The sequence below is a fragment of the Kamptonema sp. UHCC 0994 genome, assembly GCF_029167235.1.
Taxonomy (GTDB): domain Bacteria; phylum Cyanobacteriota; class Cyanobacteriia; order Cyanobacteriales; family Microcoleaceae; genus Kamptonema.
Map to the genome: position 1 here is coordinate 1 of NZ_JARFTR010000056.1, position 16,308 is coordinate 16,308.

Here is a 16,308-nt window from a genome sequence, read left to right on the forward strand (position 1 = left end):
GGTAAAGAAACCGCCAGGATGGCGGCGTTACGTAGAGTGTGCGTAAGTCCTATGTTAAGAATAACCTTGCAATTTCATCACTCGCCGATAGCGTGATTCAATCTCGCTAACCGTTTGAGACTGGCGATCGCCACTCCATTCGCTTTGCTCAAATAACTGCTTCCTTAACTCATCAACATTTATCGTTTTTACCTGACCTTCAGATACAATTTGTTTGCCATTCACCCAAACACTATCGACTGCTTGAGTTGGGCGACCAAGTATCAATAATCCAATCGGATCTGTCCGGGGTAATAATGACAAACTGGTAAGGTCGTAAAGTACAAAATCTGCTTTTTTCCCGACAGTTATAGAACCTATTTCATCGCTAATATTCAACCCTTTAGCACCTCCGATTGATGCTATCTCTACAGACTGACGCGGTGTAATCCAGTGACGGTAATCCAAATCTGTGATATTGTGCAAAATTGAGCCAATTTTAATCGCTTCCAGTAAATCCTGAGAATCGTTACTAGCTGAACCGTCGCAGCCAAAAGATACATTTACTCCAGCTTGACGATATTTAATCAGCGGTGCAATGCCGCTACCTAATCGTAAATTGCTGAGAGGATTGTGTACAACAGTTGACTGAGTTTCTGCCATAATAGTAATATCAGCATCATCCAACCAAACACAATGAGCCAAAGAAGTTCGCGCACTGAGAAAACCGATATCTTTTAGGTGGGCGACGGCACTACGGCTGTATTTTTCTTGAGCTAATTGTTGTTGAGCACGGGTTTCTAATAGATGAGCGTGGCGGCAAAGATTGTGGCGATCGCTCAATTCTACACAGCCTTCAAACAAGGCATCAGAACACAGTTGTATCCCCGTCGGTGCTAACATGATATTCACGCCTTCTTCAGGTCTGTGAAACCGCGCGATCGCCTCTTTCATCAACTCTAAAGTTGCCCCTGTCGATCGAATGTAGGGCACGCGATCGATGTCAGCGCCACCAGAAGGCATACCCGCCGTCAGGGATTCATCTTGAATCAGGGGGCCAATGAAAGCGCGGATACCAATTTCACGATAAGCGCGATCGGCAGCAGCGATCGCTTCCAACTCTTGTCCCGGAATCAAAACCAAATGATCGACAACAGTTGTACCGCCTGATAGCAGCGTCTCCACCGCTGTACCCAAGGCACTCAGATAAACTTTCTCCGCATCGAGGGGGGTAAAATCGTATAGTTCCGCGATCCACAACTCCAACGGCAGAGGCGGAATGATCCCACGCTGCCACATTTCCGAAGAATGGGTATGTGCATTGACAAAACCGGGCAGTAGCAACTTATTTTTACCATCGATCGCAGTCGTACCCTCCCCAAGAGTTGCCGTTTGATTCGCGATCGCCGTGATGCGATCGCCCTCCACCTGCACATTAGCGGTTTGATAACCGCCTTCAACCGCAATTAAAACATTCTCAATTGTAAAATTCACAGATTAATCCTTCTACAGCACTTAGATCAATTATTATTTAATTTTGAGTTGATTCTTAAAAAAGTGTTACTGAATACCTATTCTTACTCTAAAAATGAGCTAATACAAGTTGGTCACGACTTACGCATCCTCTACCATTTTCTGTCATTGCGAGTGAAACGAAGCAATCTCAAACCCTGATACTGTCGTTACAATGCGTAAATCCTGTTGGTGAGAAAAAATTGCGTTCAACCATGAAATAATTATCTTAACAGAAACAACATGAATCTCTCATCTCTCCGTACCTTGGGCATACCGCCGAATGCCTGGGCAGTTGATGCAAAAATTGCCGATATTACCCGCCCTCCTCTCCCACCTCAACCTGTCACCCTAGAAACAGAAACCAAAACCCTGCGCCTAGATTTAGCAAAAGCTGCCATTTTAGTGATAGATATGCAAAATGATTTCTGTCATCCTGATGGTTGGTTAGCACATATTGGCGTAGATGTAACACCAGCCCGAAGTCCAATTAATCCACTAAAAATATTATTACCGACATTGCGATCGCAGTCAATTCCTATTATTTGGTTAAACTGGGGAAACCGCCCCGACTTGCTAAATATTAGTGCAGGATTGCATCATGTTTATAAACCCACAGGTGAAGGTATTGGCTTAGGCGATCCCCTGCCTAAAAACGGCTATCCGGTACTCAGGGCAGGAAGTTGGGCCGCCGCAGTTGTGGAGGAATTGGAACAGAAACCGGAGGATATTCTTATTGATAAATATCGAATGAGCGGTTTTTGGGATACTGCTTTAGATAGTATATTACGAAACTTAGGAAAAACTACAATTTTCTTTGGAGGAGTAAACGCCGATCAATGCGTAATGGCCACACTACAAGATGCCAACTTTCTTGGCTATGATTGCATATTAGTTAAAGATTGTACAGCAACTACATCTCCAGAGTTTTGTTGGCAAGCCACCCTTTACAACGTTAAACAATGTTTTGGCTTTGTGTGCGATTCTCAAGCTATATTAAAAGCAATTAATTTTGTTAACTGTTAGTTGTTAGTTGTCATTGCGAGCGAAGCGAAGCAATCGCAATACTTTGAAACTACTTCGGCTTACCAATTACCAATCACCAATTACCCATTACCCATTACCCATTACCCATTACCCATTACCCATTACCCATTACCCATTACCAATTACCCATTACCCATTACCCATTACCCATTACCCATTACCCATTACCCATTACCCATTACCATGATCGACCATTGCATGATTCCCGTCGCCAAGTCTCCCACCGACTACCAAGCTTTTCGCATCAGTCCCCAGGATACCAATAGATTAGCAATCATCTTCGATCCAGAAAATGCTCAGAGTTCATTAACAGTTTGCGTAGAGATTTTTGATGTCGGTGGTAAAACTCCTCCAAATCGCCATCAACTAGCCGTAGAAATGTTTTTTATTCTCAAAGGAGAAGGACTCGCCACTTGTGACGGCAAAACTGTTGAAATTCATGCAGGAGATAGTTTATTAGTGCCAGCAACCAGCACTCATTTGATTGAGAATACTGGAAAAGAACGCTTGTATGCTTTGTGTATCATGGTTCCAAATGAGGATTTTGTTGAACTGATTCGCAGTGGTACACCAGTAGAATTAGATGCTGAAGATATGAGAGTGCTCAGACGTTCAGATGTATTAGTCTCATGCTGAAGAAAGAATAGGAAATAACGAAGAAGATGAATATCATTTTGCATATCACTCACCGTCAACAATGGGAAGAAGCAAAATTGAGTCAAGCTTATCAAGGTGATACGCTAGAGACTGAAGGCTTTATCCACTGTTCAACACATCAGCAGTTAATTAAAGTAGCAAATAAATTCTTTTGGGGTAAAAAAGAGTTGATGATTCTCTGTATTGACTCGGATCGAGTTCAATCTGAAGTAAAATATGAGGAGGCTGATGGAGATAGCTTTCCTCATATTTATGGCCCGCTGAATGTTGATGCGGTGTTTAAAGTAATTGAGTTTGAATCAGGGGAAAATGGCAAGTTTGAATTGCCGGGAGAAATTAGGGATATAATCTAATAAGGTGTAATGAAATCAACAATATTTAATCATAATGAGTATAGCGTGAAAATTGTTCAAGAAGTAACCCTTATTAGTCGTGGCAATTTTGAAACCTCAGCAGAATGGTTAGTTATTAAAAATGAAATTCGCACTGCCATTAACTTAATTGTTTGGCCTCCTGAAACATCAAATTTTACCATTAATCCTACACGGCATGGGAACGGCGTAAAACCTATTAAAAATGCTTGTATGGCGGCTCTTAAGGAAAATTTTGGATGGCAACTTGAAACCACAATAAGATTTGCTACTAGAGCGCCTGGAAGAGTAGATGCGACTAAAACCTTAGACACTGATTTATTTGCCCTAGAATGGGAAACCGGAAATATCTCATCTAGCCATCGTGCAGTCAACAAACTGGTTCTTGGTCTTTTACGAGATGTTTTTTTGGGTGCAGCCTTAGTGCTTCCTAGTCGCAAGTTATACCCTTATCTAACTGATAGAATTGGTAATTATGAGGAACTAGAGCCTTACTTTGATATCTGGCGTGCGGTTCATATACAAGAGGGATTCCTCGCCATATTTGTAATTGAACATGATGCTTTAGATAGTAGCGTACCCAAAATTGCTAAAGGCACGGATGGTCGTGCTTTAATCTAGCTGGGTTTAAAAGAAAATAATTCTAGCTGTATTGACTCTTGGTGTTTAATTTTACATTTAGTCTTTCCCCTAGCTGATTCCCAGTTTTCCACATTGCCATTACCTAAATCAGTTAGCCGTTTTACTGCTGGCTCAATGTCACCAATTTCTGTACCGAGCCAATATCTTTTTAACTTCTGGGCTGCATAAAATGTAGTACCCGATCCCCCAAAAGGATCGATTACGATTTGTCCGGGATTTGATGCCATAGCAATGATGCGTTCCAGCATGATTGGAGCTAATTCATTGGCTGCTCTTTTCTTGTGTTGTCGATGTCGCACAGGAGGAATATCAGTCCATACTTCCTCAACTAGCGTCCACAAATTTTCTTCTCTATTATCTTCAGGTAAAGCATCTTCCCAAACATCTTCAGGAGCCTCCCAAACATCCATTAAATTGATACCTTGAGGGTTTAATTTTTTGCGGTGGCCGCCGTAATCTCGGATTTCACCGCCGCAATGGCGACAAACCTGAATTGGTGTATAAACTTTATTAAAAACTGCTGGTTCTCCTTTTGTATAGTAAAGCAATCCATAATGAGCAGGAGACATTTTCTTACCGCGTGGAAAAGCTTTAGGCATTCTACAAGCAATCCAATGGCGAAAGAGCATTCCTTGTTGATTGAGATATGCACCATACTCAATACACCACTTAGGTAAGTTAAAAATGAATAGACTTCCACCTGGATTTAGTACGCGAATACTTTCGCTAAGCCATTGTTTTGACCAGGAAAGATACTCTTCTGATTGCATAAGATCGCTGACACCTTTACCATAATCTTTACCAAGGTTGAAAGGTGGATCTGCAAAAACTATATCTACGGATGAATTAGGAATTGCACCTAAGAATTCGAGACAGTCTCCTTGATATAGAATACCATACTCACTTTGATAAGCCTCGCGTAATCTTTGATTTTTGGCAGTCAATTTTAATATAAGAGGAACAGTTTGCATGGCTATATTTGATATTAACTAACAATGAGTTTATCATATTTAATGATCTGCATATTGTCAATATATTCCTAGTGCTTGCTATTTGCTATCTCGCTCAAATTTAGACAGGATTACTAACCAACTTTGCCGCCAATTCTAACGCTTCTTCACGAGTAGAAATTCTACCTTCAACTCGCGCTAACTGAATCTCTAACAACAATTGTCCAATTAGCGGACTTCTAGGCAAATTAAACTCTGCCATTAAATCATTCCCACTAACTAACTGTATCGGATGAGCAACCCGATCCTCTGCATCCAAATACCGATTAATTAAAACTAAAATTTCATCAAATCGTACTTCGGCAGCCAAAGCAAAAATAGCTAAAGCTGGAAATACGTTTCCCAGATCGCGAAATAAAAAATACTGCTCTCTCAAAGATAATTCAGAAATAGCATTCTCTTGCAATTTAGGCAAATATTTTAATAGTGTAATTACACCCTTAATCTCCGCATTGCTATACTTCAACGTCATCAACTCAACCTCAGCAACCACCGGATCTGGATTCACCAAACAGGCTAACTTAGCAATAGCTAATAGAGGTGTTTTAATCGTATCACGAACCCATTGGGATAATTCCACAGTCAAATTAGGCCAAACTGCTGCTAAAGTAATAACAGCAGCATTAATCCTTGCCAATCTATCAAAGCGATCGCCCGCACTCGGAAACCAGACTGAAATTAAATTATCTTCCCAAGCGCGACAGATCCAAGCAATCCCCATAGGATTATTCAACAAATAACCCAACTCCGATCGCACTCGTTCCACAGCCACTTGACTTAATAGCGGCGCTAACTCCCGGATGGTAGAATGAGTTTCAGGCGCGATCGCAAAATCTAACTGAGCAGCTTGGCGGTAAGCTCTCAACAACCTCAGCGGATCGTCGCGTAAATTTGCAGGCGAAACCATCCGAATTATCCGCGCCTGTAAATCCCCTTGACCATCCACAGGATCGATAATTTCCCCAGTAAAAGGATTGTAGGCGATCGCATTCAATCGAAAATCGCGCCGCCCCAAATCCGTCTCCAAATTCCCCCCCTCCGCCTGAGCAAAATCAGCCGTAGCACCCTCAAATACCACCCGCGCAATTTGTCGCTCCGCATCCAGCAACACAAACCCAGCCTGATACAGATTAGCAATTTTACGAGCCGTCTTCACCGCCGGAGCCAACATCACAAAATCCAAATCCAAATACTCAGAAACCCTCCCCAGCAAAGCATCCCGCACCGCACCGCCCACCAAATAAGCAGGCCCAGGCAGCTCTTTCAACTCAAAAGGCCAAGTATTAGGAGATAATCTAGAAAGATAAATATTAGACATTGCAACAAAAATCAACCAAACTCTCAGGCCAACAGCATCCTGTCTAAGTTACATTAACAGAAAGTACCTGAAATCAGTGCGATTAATCTTTTTGAAATGCACAGAGGAATTTGACAATGTGTATTTGTGTTAACTGCCACTACGTAGACCGTTGCATCACCTACAACGCCGTAGAAACGCAGCATGAGCAGCTTCACCTCACCGAAACCCCCAATTTCGACCCGATTGAACCCAGCATCAACGTCAACATCCGTACCCATCAAGACGAAATAGAAATGGAATGGGATGTTGTCGGTTGTCTGAGCTTCAAACAGGAAACAGGGAAATGGGCGAGATTGCGACCCGGAGAATTAGTACCAACCTGAGCGGGGGAGCAATTACTAATTACCAATTACGAATTACGAATTACCAATTACCCATTACCAATTACCCATTACCCATCTAAAATTCAATGAGCTATTGCTTCAATCCAGCTTGTCAGAACCCGCAAAATTTTGCTGATGCAGAATTTTGCTCAAGCTGCGGCTCTACATTGTTGCTGACCCACAGTATTTCACTAAGTGAAATCAAAAGCGAAATGGCTCCCAAAGAGCTGGAAACACCATTAGAGTTTCGCTACCGAGCCATAAAGCCCATCGGCCAAGGCGGCTTTGGCAGAACCTTACTCGCCGTAGATGAAAATAAACCCTTTACTTACTCGCAATGCGTAATTAAACAATTTTTCCCCCAAAATTCTATTGAAAAAGCAGCAGAATTGTTTCATCAAGAAGCAATGCAGCTAGAAACATTAGGTAAACATCCCCAAATACCAAACTTAATCGCACATTTTGAGCAAAACGGGCAACAATATTTAGTACAAGAATTTATCAGCGGCAAAAACTTAGCTCAAGAACTAGCACAAAAAGGCACATTCAACGAAATTAAAATTCGCCAACTTCTCCAAGATTTGCTACCAGTTCTGCATTTTGTCCATAAATCTAAAGTTATTCACCGCGACATCAAACCAGAAAATATTATTCGTCGTACCCACCTCGATCGAGGTGGAACAACTGGATTTACCCCTCTTTTATCCGCAGATTTACTAACATCTCAATCTCTACTTTCTCAAGAAATTACTAGGAGTGGTCAACTCGTTTTAGTCGATTTTGGCGCAGCTAAAAAAGTCAAAGGAAATGGTTTGCCTCAAACTGGTACAATCATTGGCAGTGCCGCCTATACCGCCCCAGAACAACTCATGGGTAAAGCAGTTTTTGCCAGCGATATCTATAGCTTAGGCGTTACCTGCATTCATTTGTTAACTCAAGTTCCTCCATTTGATTTATTCGACAGCAGAGAAGGTGCTTGGGCGTGGCGAGATTATTTGAAAACCCCAGTTAGCGACGATCTTGGTAAGATTATTGACAAAATGCTGCAAGGTGCAACTAATCATCGTTATCATGCAGCAGCAGCCGTAATTAGGCATTTGAATCCCAAACCTGTTTATTTAGAAATATTCCCTGCTACCTCTGAACCTGAGATTATTTCCCCAGAAGCGCCAATAGAACCCACGCCATTACCGCCCGATTTACCGCCACCACCAAGTCAAAAACTAGAAGTAAAAATTCAGCAAGCTTTGCAAAACTCACTAGCTCCCTACAATGTTAAAATTCAAGTTAGCAAAACTAAACGTAAATTAACTGTTGTCATCAATAGAAATGAAGATTGTAAGATTCATTATCCCCATTTATCTCAAATAATTGCTACTACCCTTACTGATTTAGAATTAAATCAAATCTCGGTGGTTAAACTTCTAGGAAGAGTTAATAATTCTTCTATACCAGAGTGGAAGCAGGTGTTGCAAATAGATACTAAAATCCAGTTCAAAAATAAAATTATTCGGTTGCAAAATAATAGCTTGGTGTGGCGAGTATCCCAACTTAAAACGAGAACATTTTGGCTTGCCAAGTTGAAAAGTAAAGATTTCTGGGTAGACTTATTAATGTTTGCATTAATTGTGTTTATCTTTGGAACCCAAATAATTATTTTAAAGCCTTGGGTAGGAATAATAATTTCCTCTGGTTTTCTTTATGTCAAAAGTCAAGTTGCTAGGAATGAAGACTTTGATACAAATCGTTTATTAGCTACATTAGCAGGCATATTTTTGATAATGGGAATAAGCGTAAATTATACTATCTTTATGTCTGGCCCATTTGGTATTCTTGTAGGTTGCTTATTTATGGCATTACCACTTTTTTATACAAAAGGCAATTCTAGATAATACAAAACTTACGCATTTCTGATGTAATACTGCCCTCTGGGCGGTCAAATATACCGCCCAGAGGGTAGCGCTACAATGGTTCTTCAATTAATCAAAAATATTGTGTCTCTAAAATCAACGAAATACGGGTTAGCAATTCATACCGCCAGTCCAGAATTAGGGCTAGCAATTAGCAATTTTTGTGGTGATTCTCGCTATCAAATGTGGGATTTAGGACGGGAATTAGCCACTCATTTACATCAAAATTTACTGGATTTTATCCAACCTAAAACTTGGGAAGATTTGGCATTTATCGCAGTTGCTAAAGGGCCAGGGAGTTTTACTGGAACTCGGATTGGTGTAGTTACGGCTAGGACTTTAGCGCAACAGTTAGATATTCCTTTATTTGCGATTTCAACTTTGGCGGCTGTAGCTTGGGAAAAAGGAAGAAATAAAGATATTTTACCCTCTTCTAGTTTACCAAACTCAGGAAAAGCAATTGCAATTCAAATGCCTGCACAACGCAGTCAATTATTTGGGGCAATATATGCAGTTAAAGATGTAAAAAATGACGGTAGTTATTCAGACTTAATTGAGTTATTGCCAGACACAGTAATGACGCTTGAATCTTGGCAAGAAACCTTAGAATCTTGGCCCACACCATATCATTTAATTAAGGTTCAAAATGAGTTGGGCGCGTCAGTTTCCAGCGTATTAGAACTAGCTTATTTAGATTATAAAGAGGGAAAATGCCCTAACTGGCTAGAAGCATTACCCTATTATGGTCAGCATCCTGTGAAAGAAAAATAATCAGGAATTACACAAAAAAACCCGGTTTCTGGGAAAAATAGTCGATAAATTCGAGAGATTATGACGCAGAAACCGGGTTTTTGACCCCGCCCCGCGTGCGTAAGTTATGAATTAGCAATGACAAATTAGCAATTAGCCATTACCAATTACCAACCTACCTCTGCAAACTACCTCTGCAAACTCCTCGGATCGAGTGCATCCCGCAACCCATCTCCCAACAAATTAAACGCTAAAACCGTCAAAATAATCAACAAAGCAGGCGGCCAAACTAACCAAGGCTGTAACACTAAAATCGAAGCATTCGTAGACAAAGAAAGCAAATTTCCCCAAGAAGCATCCGGTTGCTGAATTCCCAATCCAATTAAACTCAAAACTGACTCAGAAACGATAAATCCCGGAATTGACAAAGTAGCAGAAATAATTATATAAGTCGCTGTCTGTGGCAATACGTGGCGTACAATAATATAAACTGGATTTGCCCCCATTGCCCGCGCCGCCTGCACAAATTCTCGCTGCTTAATCGAGAGCACCTGTCCTCGAATCACCCGCGCTAAACCAGCCCAACTGATAAAGGAAGTGATTAATACAATTAATAAAAACCGCTGAGTGCTAGTCAATCCAGGGGGTAAAACAGAAGCTAAAGCTACTAACAAATAAATGCCTGGAATCGTCATCAACACTTCAACAAATCGCATCAAAATACTGTCAATCCAACCACCAAAATATCCAGAAATCCCCCCCACCAACATACCCAAAGGAAAAGAAATCGCAATTCCCACTAACCCGATGCTGAGACTAATTCGGCTTCCGTAAACCAAACGACTGAACTGATCTCTCGCTTGTTCATCCGTACCTACAAGGTGAAATCTTGCTTCGCCATTAGTGCCAAACAGATGTCTGTCAAATGGTATAATTCCCAATATTTTATAGCTATCACCCTTGACAAATAGACTTAAAGGTGAAGGTTTTTCCCACTGTACAATCACGTTGCGATCGCCGGTATTTACATCTACTGGCCCTTGAGTTACAGGATAAATGTGCGGCCCAATAAATCTGCCATCCTGCGTTGTTAAATAAATCTGTGTTGGTGGCAACAGGGAACCATTAAGTTGAGAATTGTAAGGATCGTAAGGCGCAATAAAATCTGCTGCGATCGCTACTCCATACAAAATCAATAGTAACACAGCTCCTAATCGAGCTAAAGGATTATTTTTAAGATTTTGCCACCATTTCATAATTTTAGTTAGTTGTTAGTTGTTAGTTGTTAGTTGTTAGTTGTTGGTTGTTAGTTGTTGTATTCTTTAGTCCGCGTAGGCGGACTTTGTTTGTGTAGTAGCGGTTTCAACCGCCAAATCATATCAAATCTGCTTGCTCTTCTTAATTACCGATTAGCAATTAGCAATTAGCCATTAGCCATTAACAATTACCCATTTTCCACCTTTTCAATTTCCTTCAATGCTTGACCATTAAAAGGATTATAGAAAAAAGAACCAGTTTGCGGCGGTAACTTCGGATTAAGTAGAATTTCCACAATGCTTTTGATAACTCCAGTCAGAGGAATTGCTAATATCACCCCTAAAACTCCTCCTACTCTACCTCCCAACAGCAAAGCCGTGAAAATAACCACAGGGCTAAATCCTGTTAAACTACCCATAATCCGAGGAGCAATGAAATTATCCTTCACCTGTTGAAGAGCGATCGCAGCGCCCAACACCTCCAGTGCTAACCACCAATCAATAAACGCCACAATAATGCTCACTGCGCCAATTCCTAGAGTTGCCCCAATAAAAGGAATGACTTCCAACAACCCGATAAACACAGCAAATAGCAAGAAAAAAGGAACCTGTAAAACCCAGAAAACTAGAGTCAGCCCGATCGCCATAAATAGGCCTAATAACAACTGTCCCGATACAAATCGCTGAAGATTTCGCTCCAAAGTTTCTGTTAAAACATAGCGAATTTCTGGCGCGAAAATACTCGTTAAACCCCGCCAAACTCTTTCCCCATCTAACAGCATATAAAACGAAATTACCAGGATTAAGATTAAATCGAGAAACCAGTTAACTGTTCCTACAACTAAACCCAAACCGCTAGCGGCGATCGCTTGTACTTGTTCCTGTAATTTAGCAGACAATTGCTGCTCCAAGATTTGCACGTCAAAGGGCAAATTGCGCTCCGCACTCCAAAGTTGAAACTCCGCTAATTGCTGTCGCCCAGACTCTAGTAAATCGGGGAATCTTACTGCTAATTGTGCAGCTTGGTTTAAAACTGGAGGTGCGATCGTCAAAACGATTACCGCCATAACTAATCCAGCAGCAAAATAAACTAGCGCCGCCGCCGCCCCTCTTGGCAAAAACACTTGCAATCTCGCCACCGCGTAATTTAATAAAAACGCAATCAGGCCCGCCGTCACTAAAATGCTGACCAATTCCGCGACATAATGAATCGCACCGAGAGTAAACCAACTCGTCACTAAAACTAGCAACCAAGTAATTAGAAACTGTTGGAGGGGAGAAAACACAGTATTCATGTCAATTTGATATTTTTGATTTGAGATTTAAGATTCAGACTCGATCTAAAATCCAAAATCATTTCATAGATCGCTCTAAACAGCTATAGCTTCCTCAGCGGACAAGTCATGCTCAACTACAAACACATTCGAGTAGAGATTAGCAATAACCTGCTTGCCTTGCTGAGTTAGAGATAGATAATGCAAGGCATCTTTTATATAGGGGTGAACTCCATGCCAGTAAAATTTGGAATAGTTAACCCGTAGATCGCCGGGATTTTTGTATCCTACTTTTTGGTTAAAGCCAGTTTCCTCAAATTCATAGTAAAGGGAACTAATTTTTTTGAGGTAACGAGGATCGCTAAGTTGGCCGATTAAATCCGCAGCTCTAACTAAACCTGGAAAGTTAATTGTATCTTGATGATCTGACTCTTTTGGTACTGGAAATCGAGTTAATTCGATGTTGCGTTTAATCACCTCAGCATCAATCAGTCGATGGCCGCCAAACCGCTCGTCAATAAATAGTTTAGCGCGGTCTACATGATAAGGAGTTAAGCTAGCATCAGTGGAGCCGGGGGGTAGAGGTACTAATTCTGTGCCATTACCGGTAGCATACCAGCCAGTTCGATCCTCGCGGCAAACGCCTTTGACATAGCCGATGTCGTGACAAACTAAGGAGATGATGAAGTGCAGCCAGTCTTCGCAGGAAGCGCCGCCTTCGCGGATATGTTTCCCTCGTAAAATTTCTTGGCCCACCAATGTCACCAAAATCGTGTGTTCAACGTTGTGGTACAGAGCATCGCTGTTGGCGATATTTTCTAGGGCCATACTCCCGGCCCAGGCTATGATGTCTTCGTAGTCTGGCTTGTAGCCGCCGTAAGTGCGGGTGTAGCCGAACCGTATTTTCTGCACGAAGGCATCGATCAGAAGTTCAGTTGCATTAAAAACCATACTTGACAGTAGCTCGTGCTGAGTCTAGAATTTATCGGGACGCGGACAGCTTTTACTATAGCAACCGCTTTTGGCGGTTAGGGGCTAGGGACTAGGGGCTAGGGGCTAGGGAAAGAAGGGAAGAGAATCAATGGTTTCATCAATTCAGAACGTCCTAACCTAGGAAAGCGGTTGCTATATATTAGAAAACTTGATTTTATTCTTTTTACCATAACCTCGCTGTTTATACAGCTCAGCTTTAAAAATTATTAGGAATTACACGCGCTTATAGTATGGTAGCTGTCTGGGCTGTTCCTTACTGCTGAGATGGCGGCGTTAGAAACAGTTTTCCCTAAGTCATAAATTAGAGCGATATTTGGGAAAAAGGCTACTAAAAAAGTACATTCTGGAGCAATCTCAAACCTTGATTTTTGCGGATCGCCCTCTAAGTCTTAGGGATGAATTTTGCCGATCTCCTTAACTGGGATGGGTTGGGGAGAGCTAAAATGTAAGCTGCGATCTTAAATCTGCAATATTTCTTTACAATACTAAGGAAATAAAGGTAAAGACTGCCGGGAGAAACCTAAAGTGACTGATAAAGTTTTACCAGAAACAGAAGACACTCAGCCACCTTTCCTCCCAGAGGATAGATGTGGCAGGAACTTTGAGGCGAAAAGTTGGGAAGAAGATGGGGGGGACGATCTAGCTGTTGAAGATACCTCTAAAAACGACTTTTCTAATGAGATTGAGAGCGAAGCTGCGATCGATGGCGATCGCGAATCCGACGAAGAAGACTTAGAAGATGATAGCAGAGTTATCGGTGCTGGTGTGGAATGGCAAGGTCTGCTGGTGGGTTTAGCAATTGGGGCGGTGAGTGCGATCGCTGGTATGCAATTCTTTTTTAACCAAATGCCCCCTGCAACAACTGAAGTTAAAGCTGAATCTGCCCAATTTGAAGCAGGAATGCCTCAGAATGTTGAAGTCGCACCGGTGGAAGTTGCCAGTGTCGATCGCAGTATAGAAGGTACGGGGACTGTTGCTGCTTATGACTTGCTGCCAGTTTTAGCTCAGATTAATGGTTTGCAGATTAAGCAAGTTTTGGTGAAAGAAGGAGATACTGTAGAAAAAGGTCAGGTGATGGCTATACTTGACGATTCTGTGCTGCGATCGCAACTTGCCGAAGCGATCGCGGATGTTCAATCTGCTGATGCCACCGTGCAGCAAGCACAAGCACAAGTACAGCAAGCTCAATCCATGCAAAACGAAACTGTAGCAGCCTTTGAGCAAGCCAAAGCCAACTTAGTACAAGCCAAAGCTAGGGCGTTTCAAGCTCAAGCAGGCGTTGATAAAGCTAAAGCAGGCGTTAGCGTTGCCCAAGCAAGCGCCGCCCAAGCCCGCGCTCAATTAGAGCAAGCTCAAAGAGAAGTTGAACGCTCTCAAAATTTAGCTTCCGAGGGAGTAATTAGCGTTCAAGACTTAGAAAAGCGCAAGACAGAGGCGAAGACTGCTCAGGAAGATTTGAAAAAATCAGCTCAAGAAATCAACCAAGCGATCGAAGAAGTAAAAGTCGCTGAAGCTCAGATTATTAATGCTCAAGCAGATATTAGAAATGCCGAAGCTGGTGTTAGTAGTGCTAGAGCAAAATTTGAGACAGCAGGAACTAATATTGGTAGCGCTCAAGCGAATGTAGGCAACAATCAAGCCAGCGTCCGCAGTAGTGAAGCGCGAGTGCAGCAGTTACAAACACAATTAGAACAAACTCTCGTGCGAGCTCCTGAAAGCGGAATTATTGCCGAAAGAATTGTTCGGGTTGGAGATGTTACTAGCGCCTCCCAGAAACTATATTCTATTATCCGGGATGGCAGACTAGAATTGCAGCTTAAAGTTCCAGAAACTCAATTACCACAAATCAAAATTGGCACAGAAGTAAAACTAATTTCTGACTCTGATTCTCGGATCTCTTTGCGTGGTACTGTGCGGGAAATAGCACCTAATATCGAACCCGGAAATCGTCAAGCTACAGTTAAAATTAATTTACCACGAGTAACTGATATTCGAGAATCTCTCTTACGGCCGGGAATGTTTTTACGCGCATCCCTAGCAACAGCAAGCGATCGAGGTTTGACAGTCCCAGCCAAAGCAGTTGTACCGCAAACGAATGGTACGGGAATAGTTTATCGGCTGGTAAGCGGCGATAAAGTACAAGCTCAATCTGTCGTCATTGGGAAAATTGTAGGTGCTACAGGGGGAAATTTAAGTAAGGCTAAGGTGGAAATTAAGAGTGGTTTAAAGGCTGGCGATCGGGTAGTCGTTGCTGGTGCTGACAGCCTTAAAGATGGCGATCGCGTTAATGTTGTTTCTGAAAATGGCCTGCTTCCTAATACTAAATTATAGTTGAAATCAGGCGAATAGAATTCGCATCTACATAAACAATGTCCGAGTTAAGAGGGACTATAGAATTTTGAACCCGCGCAGGCGGGTTTTGTCTGTGTAGATGCGAATTCTATTCGACCAATAATGCGATCGCATCAAGTTCCCGGAACCGGAATTGGAATATTAACCGGATTAGGAGTAGGATTACTTTCCACAGGAACAGAACCAGCAGGAACAGAACCAGGCCTTGTTTGCTTCTCCAAATACCTACTCAAAGCATAAGCCATATCCCCGCGAGTCATTGGCTTCAAAGGATTAATCTTATTAGTATCTCCCTCAATATTGACAAACCTTTCATAAAGTGCAGTAGCCATTGACTTTCTCGCCCAACTAGGAATTTCTCCCGCATCGGGATACCTAGCTAAAATCTCAGAAACATTCTCTTCTGGAAACTGAAATACCCCATAAGCTTGAGCAAAAATTGCCAAAGCTTCGGCGCGACTAACTCTTTGATTCGGGAAAAATAGACCATCTCGATACCCGCTCATTGTTCCTGTTTTTAATACAGTTTGAATTGCATTATATCCCCAATAAGAGTTAGGTACATCCGGTACAGAAATATCCGGTTTTTGCGCTGTATTTCGCCGCTCTAATTGAAAAGTTTTCACTAAAATAGAAGCCAATTCTGCGCGACTGATAATGCCTTCAGCATTAAAATTGCCATTACTATCTTTGGTCATCAATCCAGCCTGCAAAACCACATCAATCGGAGTTCCCACTTGTTGAGCTTCTACCATTATTGGTACTCCTTGAACTAGCAATATCGTCGAAAAAACACAGACCAACTTTCTCATAATTTTATATAACTAGGGACTAGGGGTTAGGGGCTAGGGGAAGAAGGGAAGCAATAGAGA

At 41.9% G+C, this 16,308-nt stretch carries 15 protein-coding genes; 8 read left to right on the forward strand and 7 right to left on the reverse strand.

Annotation, left to right across the window (positions count from 1 at the left end):
• Positions 1–54: 54 nt before the first annotated feature.
• Positions 55–1,473, reverse strand: a complete 1,419-nt coding sequence (locus tag PY364_RS05800) for an amidohydrolase (RefSeq protein WP_275521287.1) — start codon at positions 1,471–1,473, stop codon at positions 55–57.
• A gap of 261 nt (positions 1,474–1,734) precedes the next feature.
• Between PY364_RS05800 and PY364_RS05805 the strand changes: the two genes are divergently transcribed.
• The 4 genes from PY364_RS05805 (at position 1,735) to PY364_RS05820 (ending at position 4,187) form a co-directional block, all read left to right on the forward strand.
• Positions 1,735–2,517 carry a cysteine hydrolase family protein gene (locus tag PY364_RS05805; protein ID WP_275521289.1) on the forward strand — a complete coding sequence of 261 codons (783 nt, stop codon included), beginning with the start codon at positions 1,735–1,737 and terminating at the stop codon, positions 2,515–2,517.
• Positions 2,518–2,736: 219 nt separating this feature from the next.
• Positions 2,737–3,174, forward strand: a complete 438-nt coding sequence (locus PY364_RS05810) for a cupin domain-containing protein (RefSeq protein WP_343277556.1) — start codon at positions 2,737–2,739, stop codon at positions 3,172–3,174.
• A 26-nt stretch (positions 3,175–3,200) separates the two neighbouring features.
• Positions 3,201–3,548, forward strand: coding sequence for a DUF952 domain-containing protein (locus PY364_RS05815; RefSeq protein ID WP_275521290.1), 348 nt, complete (start codon positions 3,201–3,203; stop codon positions 3,546–3,548).
• 9 nt (positions 3,549–3,557) lie between these two features.
• Positions 3,558–4,187 (forward strand): restriction endonuclease, encoded by a 630-nt coding sequence (locus PY364_RS05820; protein ID WP_275521291.1) that lies wholly within the window; start codon positions 3,558–3,560, stop codon positions 4,185–4,187.
• On the opposite strand, the gene PY364_RS05825 is transcribed toward PY364_RS05820, so the two are convergent.
• On the reverse strand, positions 4,184–5,179 hold the full coding sequence (locus PY364_RS05825) for a site-specific DNA-methyltransferase (RefSeq protein ID WP_275521292.1): 996 nt from the start codon (positions 5,177–5,179) through the stop codon (positions 4,184–4,186). The genes PY364_RS05820 and PY364_RS05825 overlap by 4 nt on opposite strands.
• Positions 5,180–5,279: 100 nt before the next feature.
• On the reverse strand, positions 5,280–6,536 hold the full coding sequence (locus PY364_RS05830; protein WP_275521293.1) for a CCA tRNA nucleotidyltransferase: 1,257 nt from the start codon (positions 6,534–6,536) through the stop codon (positions 5,280–5,282).
• 116 nt (positions 6,537–6,652) lie between these two features.
• Here PY364_RS05830 and PY364_RS05835 point away from each other — a divergent pair, with 116 nt between their 5' ends.
• The 3 genes from PY364_RS05835 (at position 6,653) to tsaB (ending at position 9,582) form a co-directional block, all read left to right on the forward strand.
• Positions 6,653–6,901, forward strand: a complete 249-nt coding sequence (locus tag PY364_RS05835; RefSeq protein ID WP_275521294.1) for a Ycf34 family protein — start codon at positions 6,653–6,655, stop codon at positions 6,899–6,901.
• A gap of 86 nt (positions 6,902–6,987) precedes the next feature.
• On the forward strand, positions 6,988–8,793 hold the full coding sequence (locus PY364_RS05840) for a serine/threonine-protein kinase (protein ID WP_275521295.1): 1,806 nt from the start codon (positions 6,988–6,990) through the stop codon (positions 8,791–8,793).
• Between the two features lie 75 nt (positions 8,794–8,868).
• Positions 8,869–9,582 carry a tRNA (adenosine(37)-N6)-threonylcarbamoyltransferase complex dimerization subunit type 1 TsaB gene (gene tsaB, locus PY364_RS05845; protein WP_275521296.1) on the forward strand — a complete coding sequence of 238 codons (714 nt, stop codon included), beginning with the start codon at positions 8,869–8,871 and terminating at the stop codon, positions 9,580–9,582.
• Between the two features lie 167 nt (positions 9,583–9,749).
• Here tsaB and PY364_RS05850 read toward each other — a convergent pair whose 3' ends face one another.
• The 3 genes from PY364_RS05850 to PY364_RS05860 form a co-directional block, all read right to left on the reverse strand.
• Complete coding sequence (locus PY364_RS05850; protein WP_275521297.1) at positions 9,750–10,817, reverse strand: ABC transporter permease; 1,068 nt, start codon at positions 10,815–10,817, stop codon at positions 9,750–9,752.
• A gap of 188 nt (positions 10,818–11,005) precedes the next feature.
• Complete coding sequence (locus PY364_RS05855) at positions 11,006–12,112, reverse strand: AI-2E family transporter (protein WP_275521299.1); 1,107 nt, start codon at positions 12,110–12,112, stop codon at positions 11,006–11,008.
• A gap of 75 nt (positions 12,113–12,187) precedes the next feature.
• Positions 12,188–13,042 carry an Npun_R2479 family HD domain-containing metalloprotein gene (locus tag PY364_RS05860; protein WP_275521300.1) on the reverse strand — a complete coding sequence of 285 codons (855 nt, stop codon included), beginning with the start codon at positions 13,040–13,042 and terminating at the stop codon, positions 12,188–12,190.
• A 567-nt stretch (positions 13,043–13,609) separates the two neighbouring features.
• Between PY364_RS05860 and PY364_RS05865 the strand changes: the two genes are divergently transcribed.
• A complete protein-coding gene (locus PY364_RS05865; protein WP_275521301.1) occupies positions 13,610–15,415 on the forward strand; it encodes an efflux RND transporter periplasmic adaptor subunit in 1,806 nt (601 codons plus the stop codon).
• A gap of 134 nt (positions 15,416–15,549) precedes the next feature.
• Here the strand turns inward: PY364_RS05865 and PY364_RS05870 are convergent, their stop codons facing one another.
• On the reverse strand, positions 15,550–16,191 hold the full coding sequence (locus tag PY364_RS05870) for an S-layer homology domain-containing protein (RefSeq protein ID WP_275521302.1): 642 nt from the start codon (positions 16,189–16,191) through the stop codon (positions 15,550–15,552).
• Between the last annotated feature and the right edge of the window lie 117 nt (positions 16,192–16,308).

Excerpts from the sequence above, each read along its gene's own strand:
- PY364_RS05850 (WP_275521297.1), bottom strand. The coding sequence starts at position 10,817 with ATGAAATGGTGGCAAAATCTTAAAAATAATCCTTTAGCTCGATTAGGA.
- PY364_RS05835 (WP_275521294.1), top strand. The coding sequence starts at position 6,653 with ATGTGTATTTGTGTTAACTGCCACTACGTAGACCGTTGCATCACCTAC.
- PY364_RS05840 (WP_275521295.1), top strand. The coding sequence starts at position 6,988 with ATGAGCTATTGCTTCAATCCAGCTTGTCAGAACCCGCAAAATTTTGCT.
- PY364_RS05820 (WP_275521291.1), top strand. The coding sequence starts at position 3,558 with ATGAAATCAACAATATTTAATCATAATGAGTATAGCGTGAAAATTGTT.
- PY364_RS05825 (WP_275521292.1), bottom strand. The coding sequence starts at position 5,179 with ATGCAAACTGTTCCTCTTATATTAAAATTGACTGCCAAAAATCAAAGA.
- PY364_RS05815 (WP_275521290.1), top strand. The coding sequence starts at position 3,201 with ATGAATATCATTTTGCATATCACTCACCGTCAACAATGGGAAGAAGCA.
- PY364_RS05830 (WP_275521293.1), bottom strand. The coding sequence starts at position 6,536 with ATGTCTAATATTTATCTTTCTAGATTATCTCCTAATACTTGGCCTTTT.
- PY364_RS05810 (WP_343277556.1), top strand. The coding sequence starts at position 2,737 with ATGATTCCCGTCGCCAAGTCTCCCACCGACTACCAAGCTTTTCGCATC.
- PY364_RS05805 (WP_275521289.1), top strand. The coding sequence starts at position 1,735 with ATGAATCTCTCATCTCTCCGTACCTTGGGCATACCGCCGAATGCCTGG.
- PY364_RS05860 (WP_275521300.1), bottom strand. The coding sequence starts at position 13,042 with ATGGTTTTTAATGCAACTGAACTTCTGATCGATGCCTTCGTGCAGAAA.
- PY364_RS05855 (WP_275521299.1), bottom strand. The coding sequence starts at position 12,112 with ATGAATACTGTGTTTTCTCCCCTCCAACAGTTTCTAATTACTTGGTTG.
- PY364_RS05870 (WP_275521302.1), bottom strand. The coding sequence starts at position 16,191 with ATGGTAGAAGCTCAACAAGTGGGAACTCCGATTGATGTGGTTTTGCAG.
- tsaB (WP_275521296.1), top strand. The coding sequence starts at position 8,869 with ATGGTTCTTCAATTAATCAAAAATATTGTGTCTCTAAAATCAACGAAA.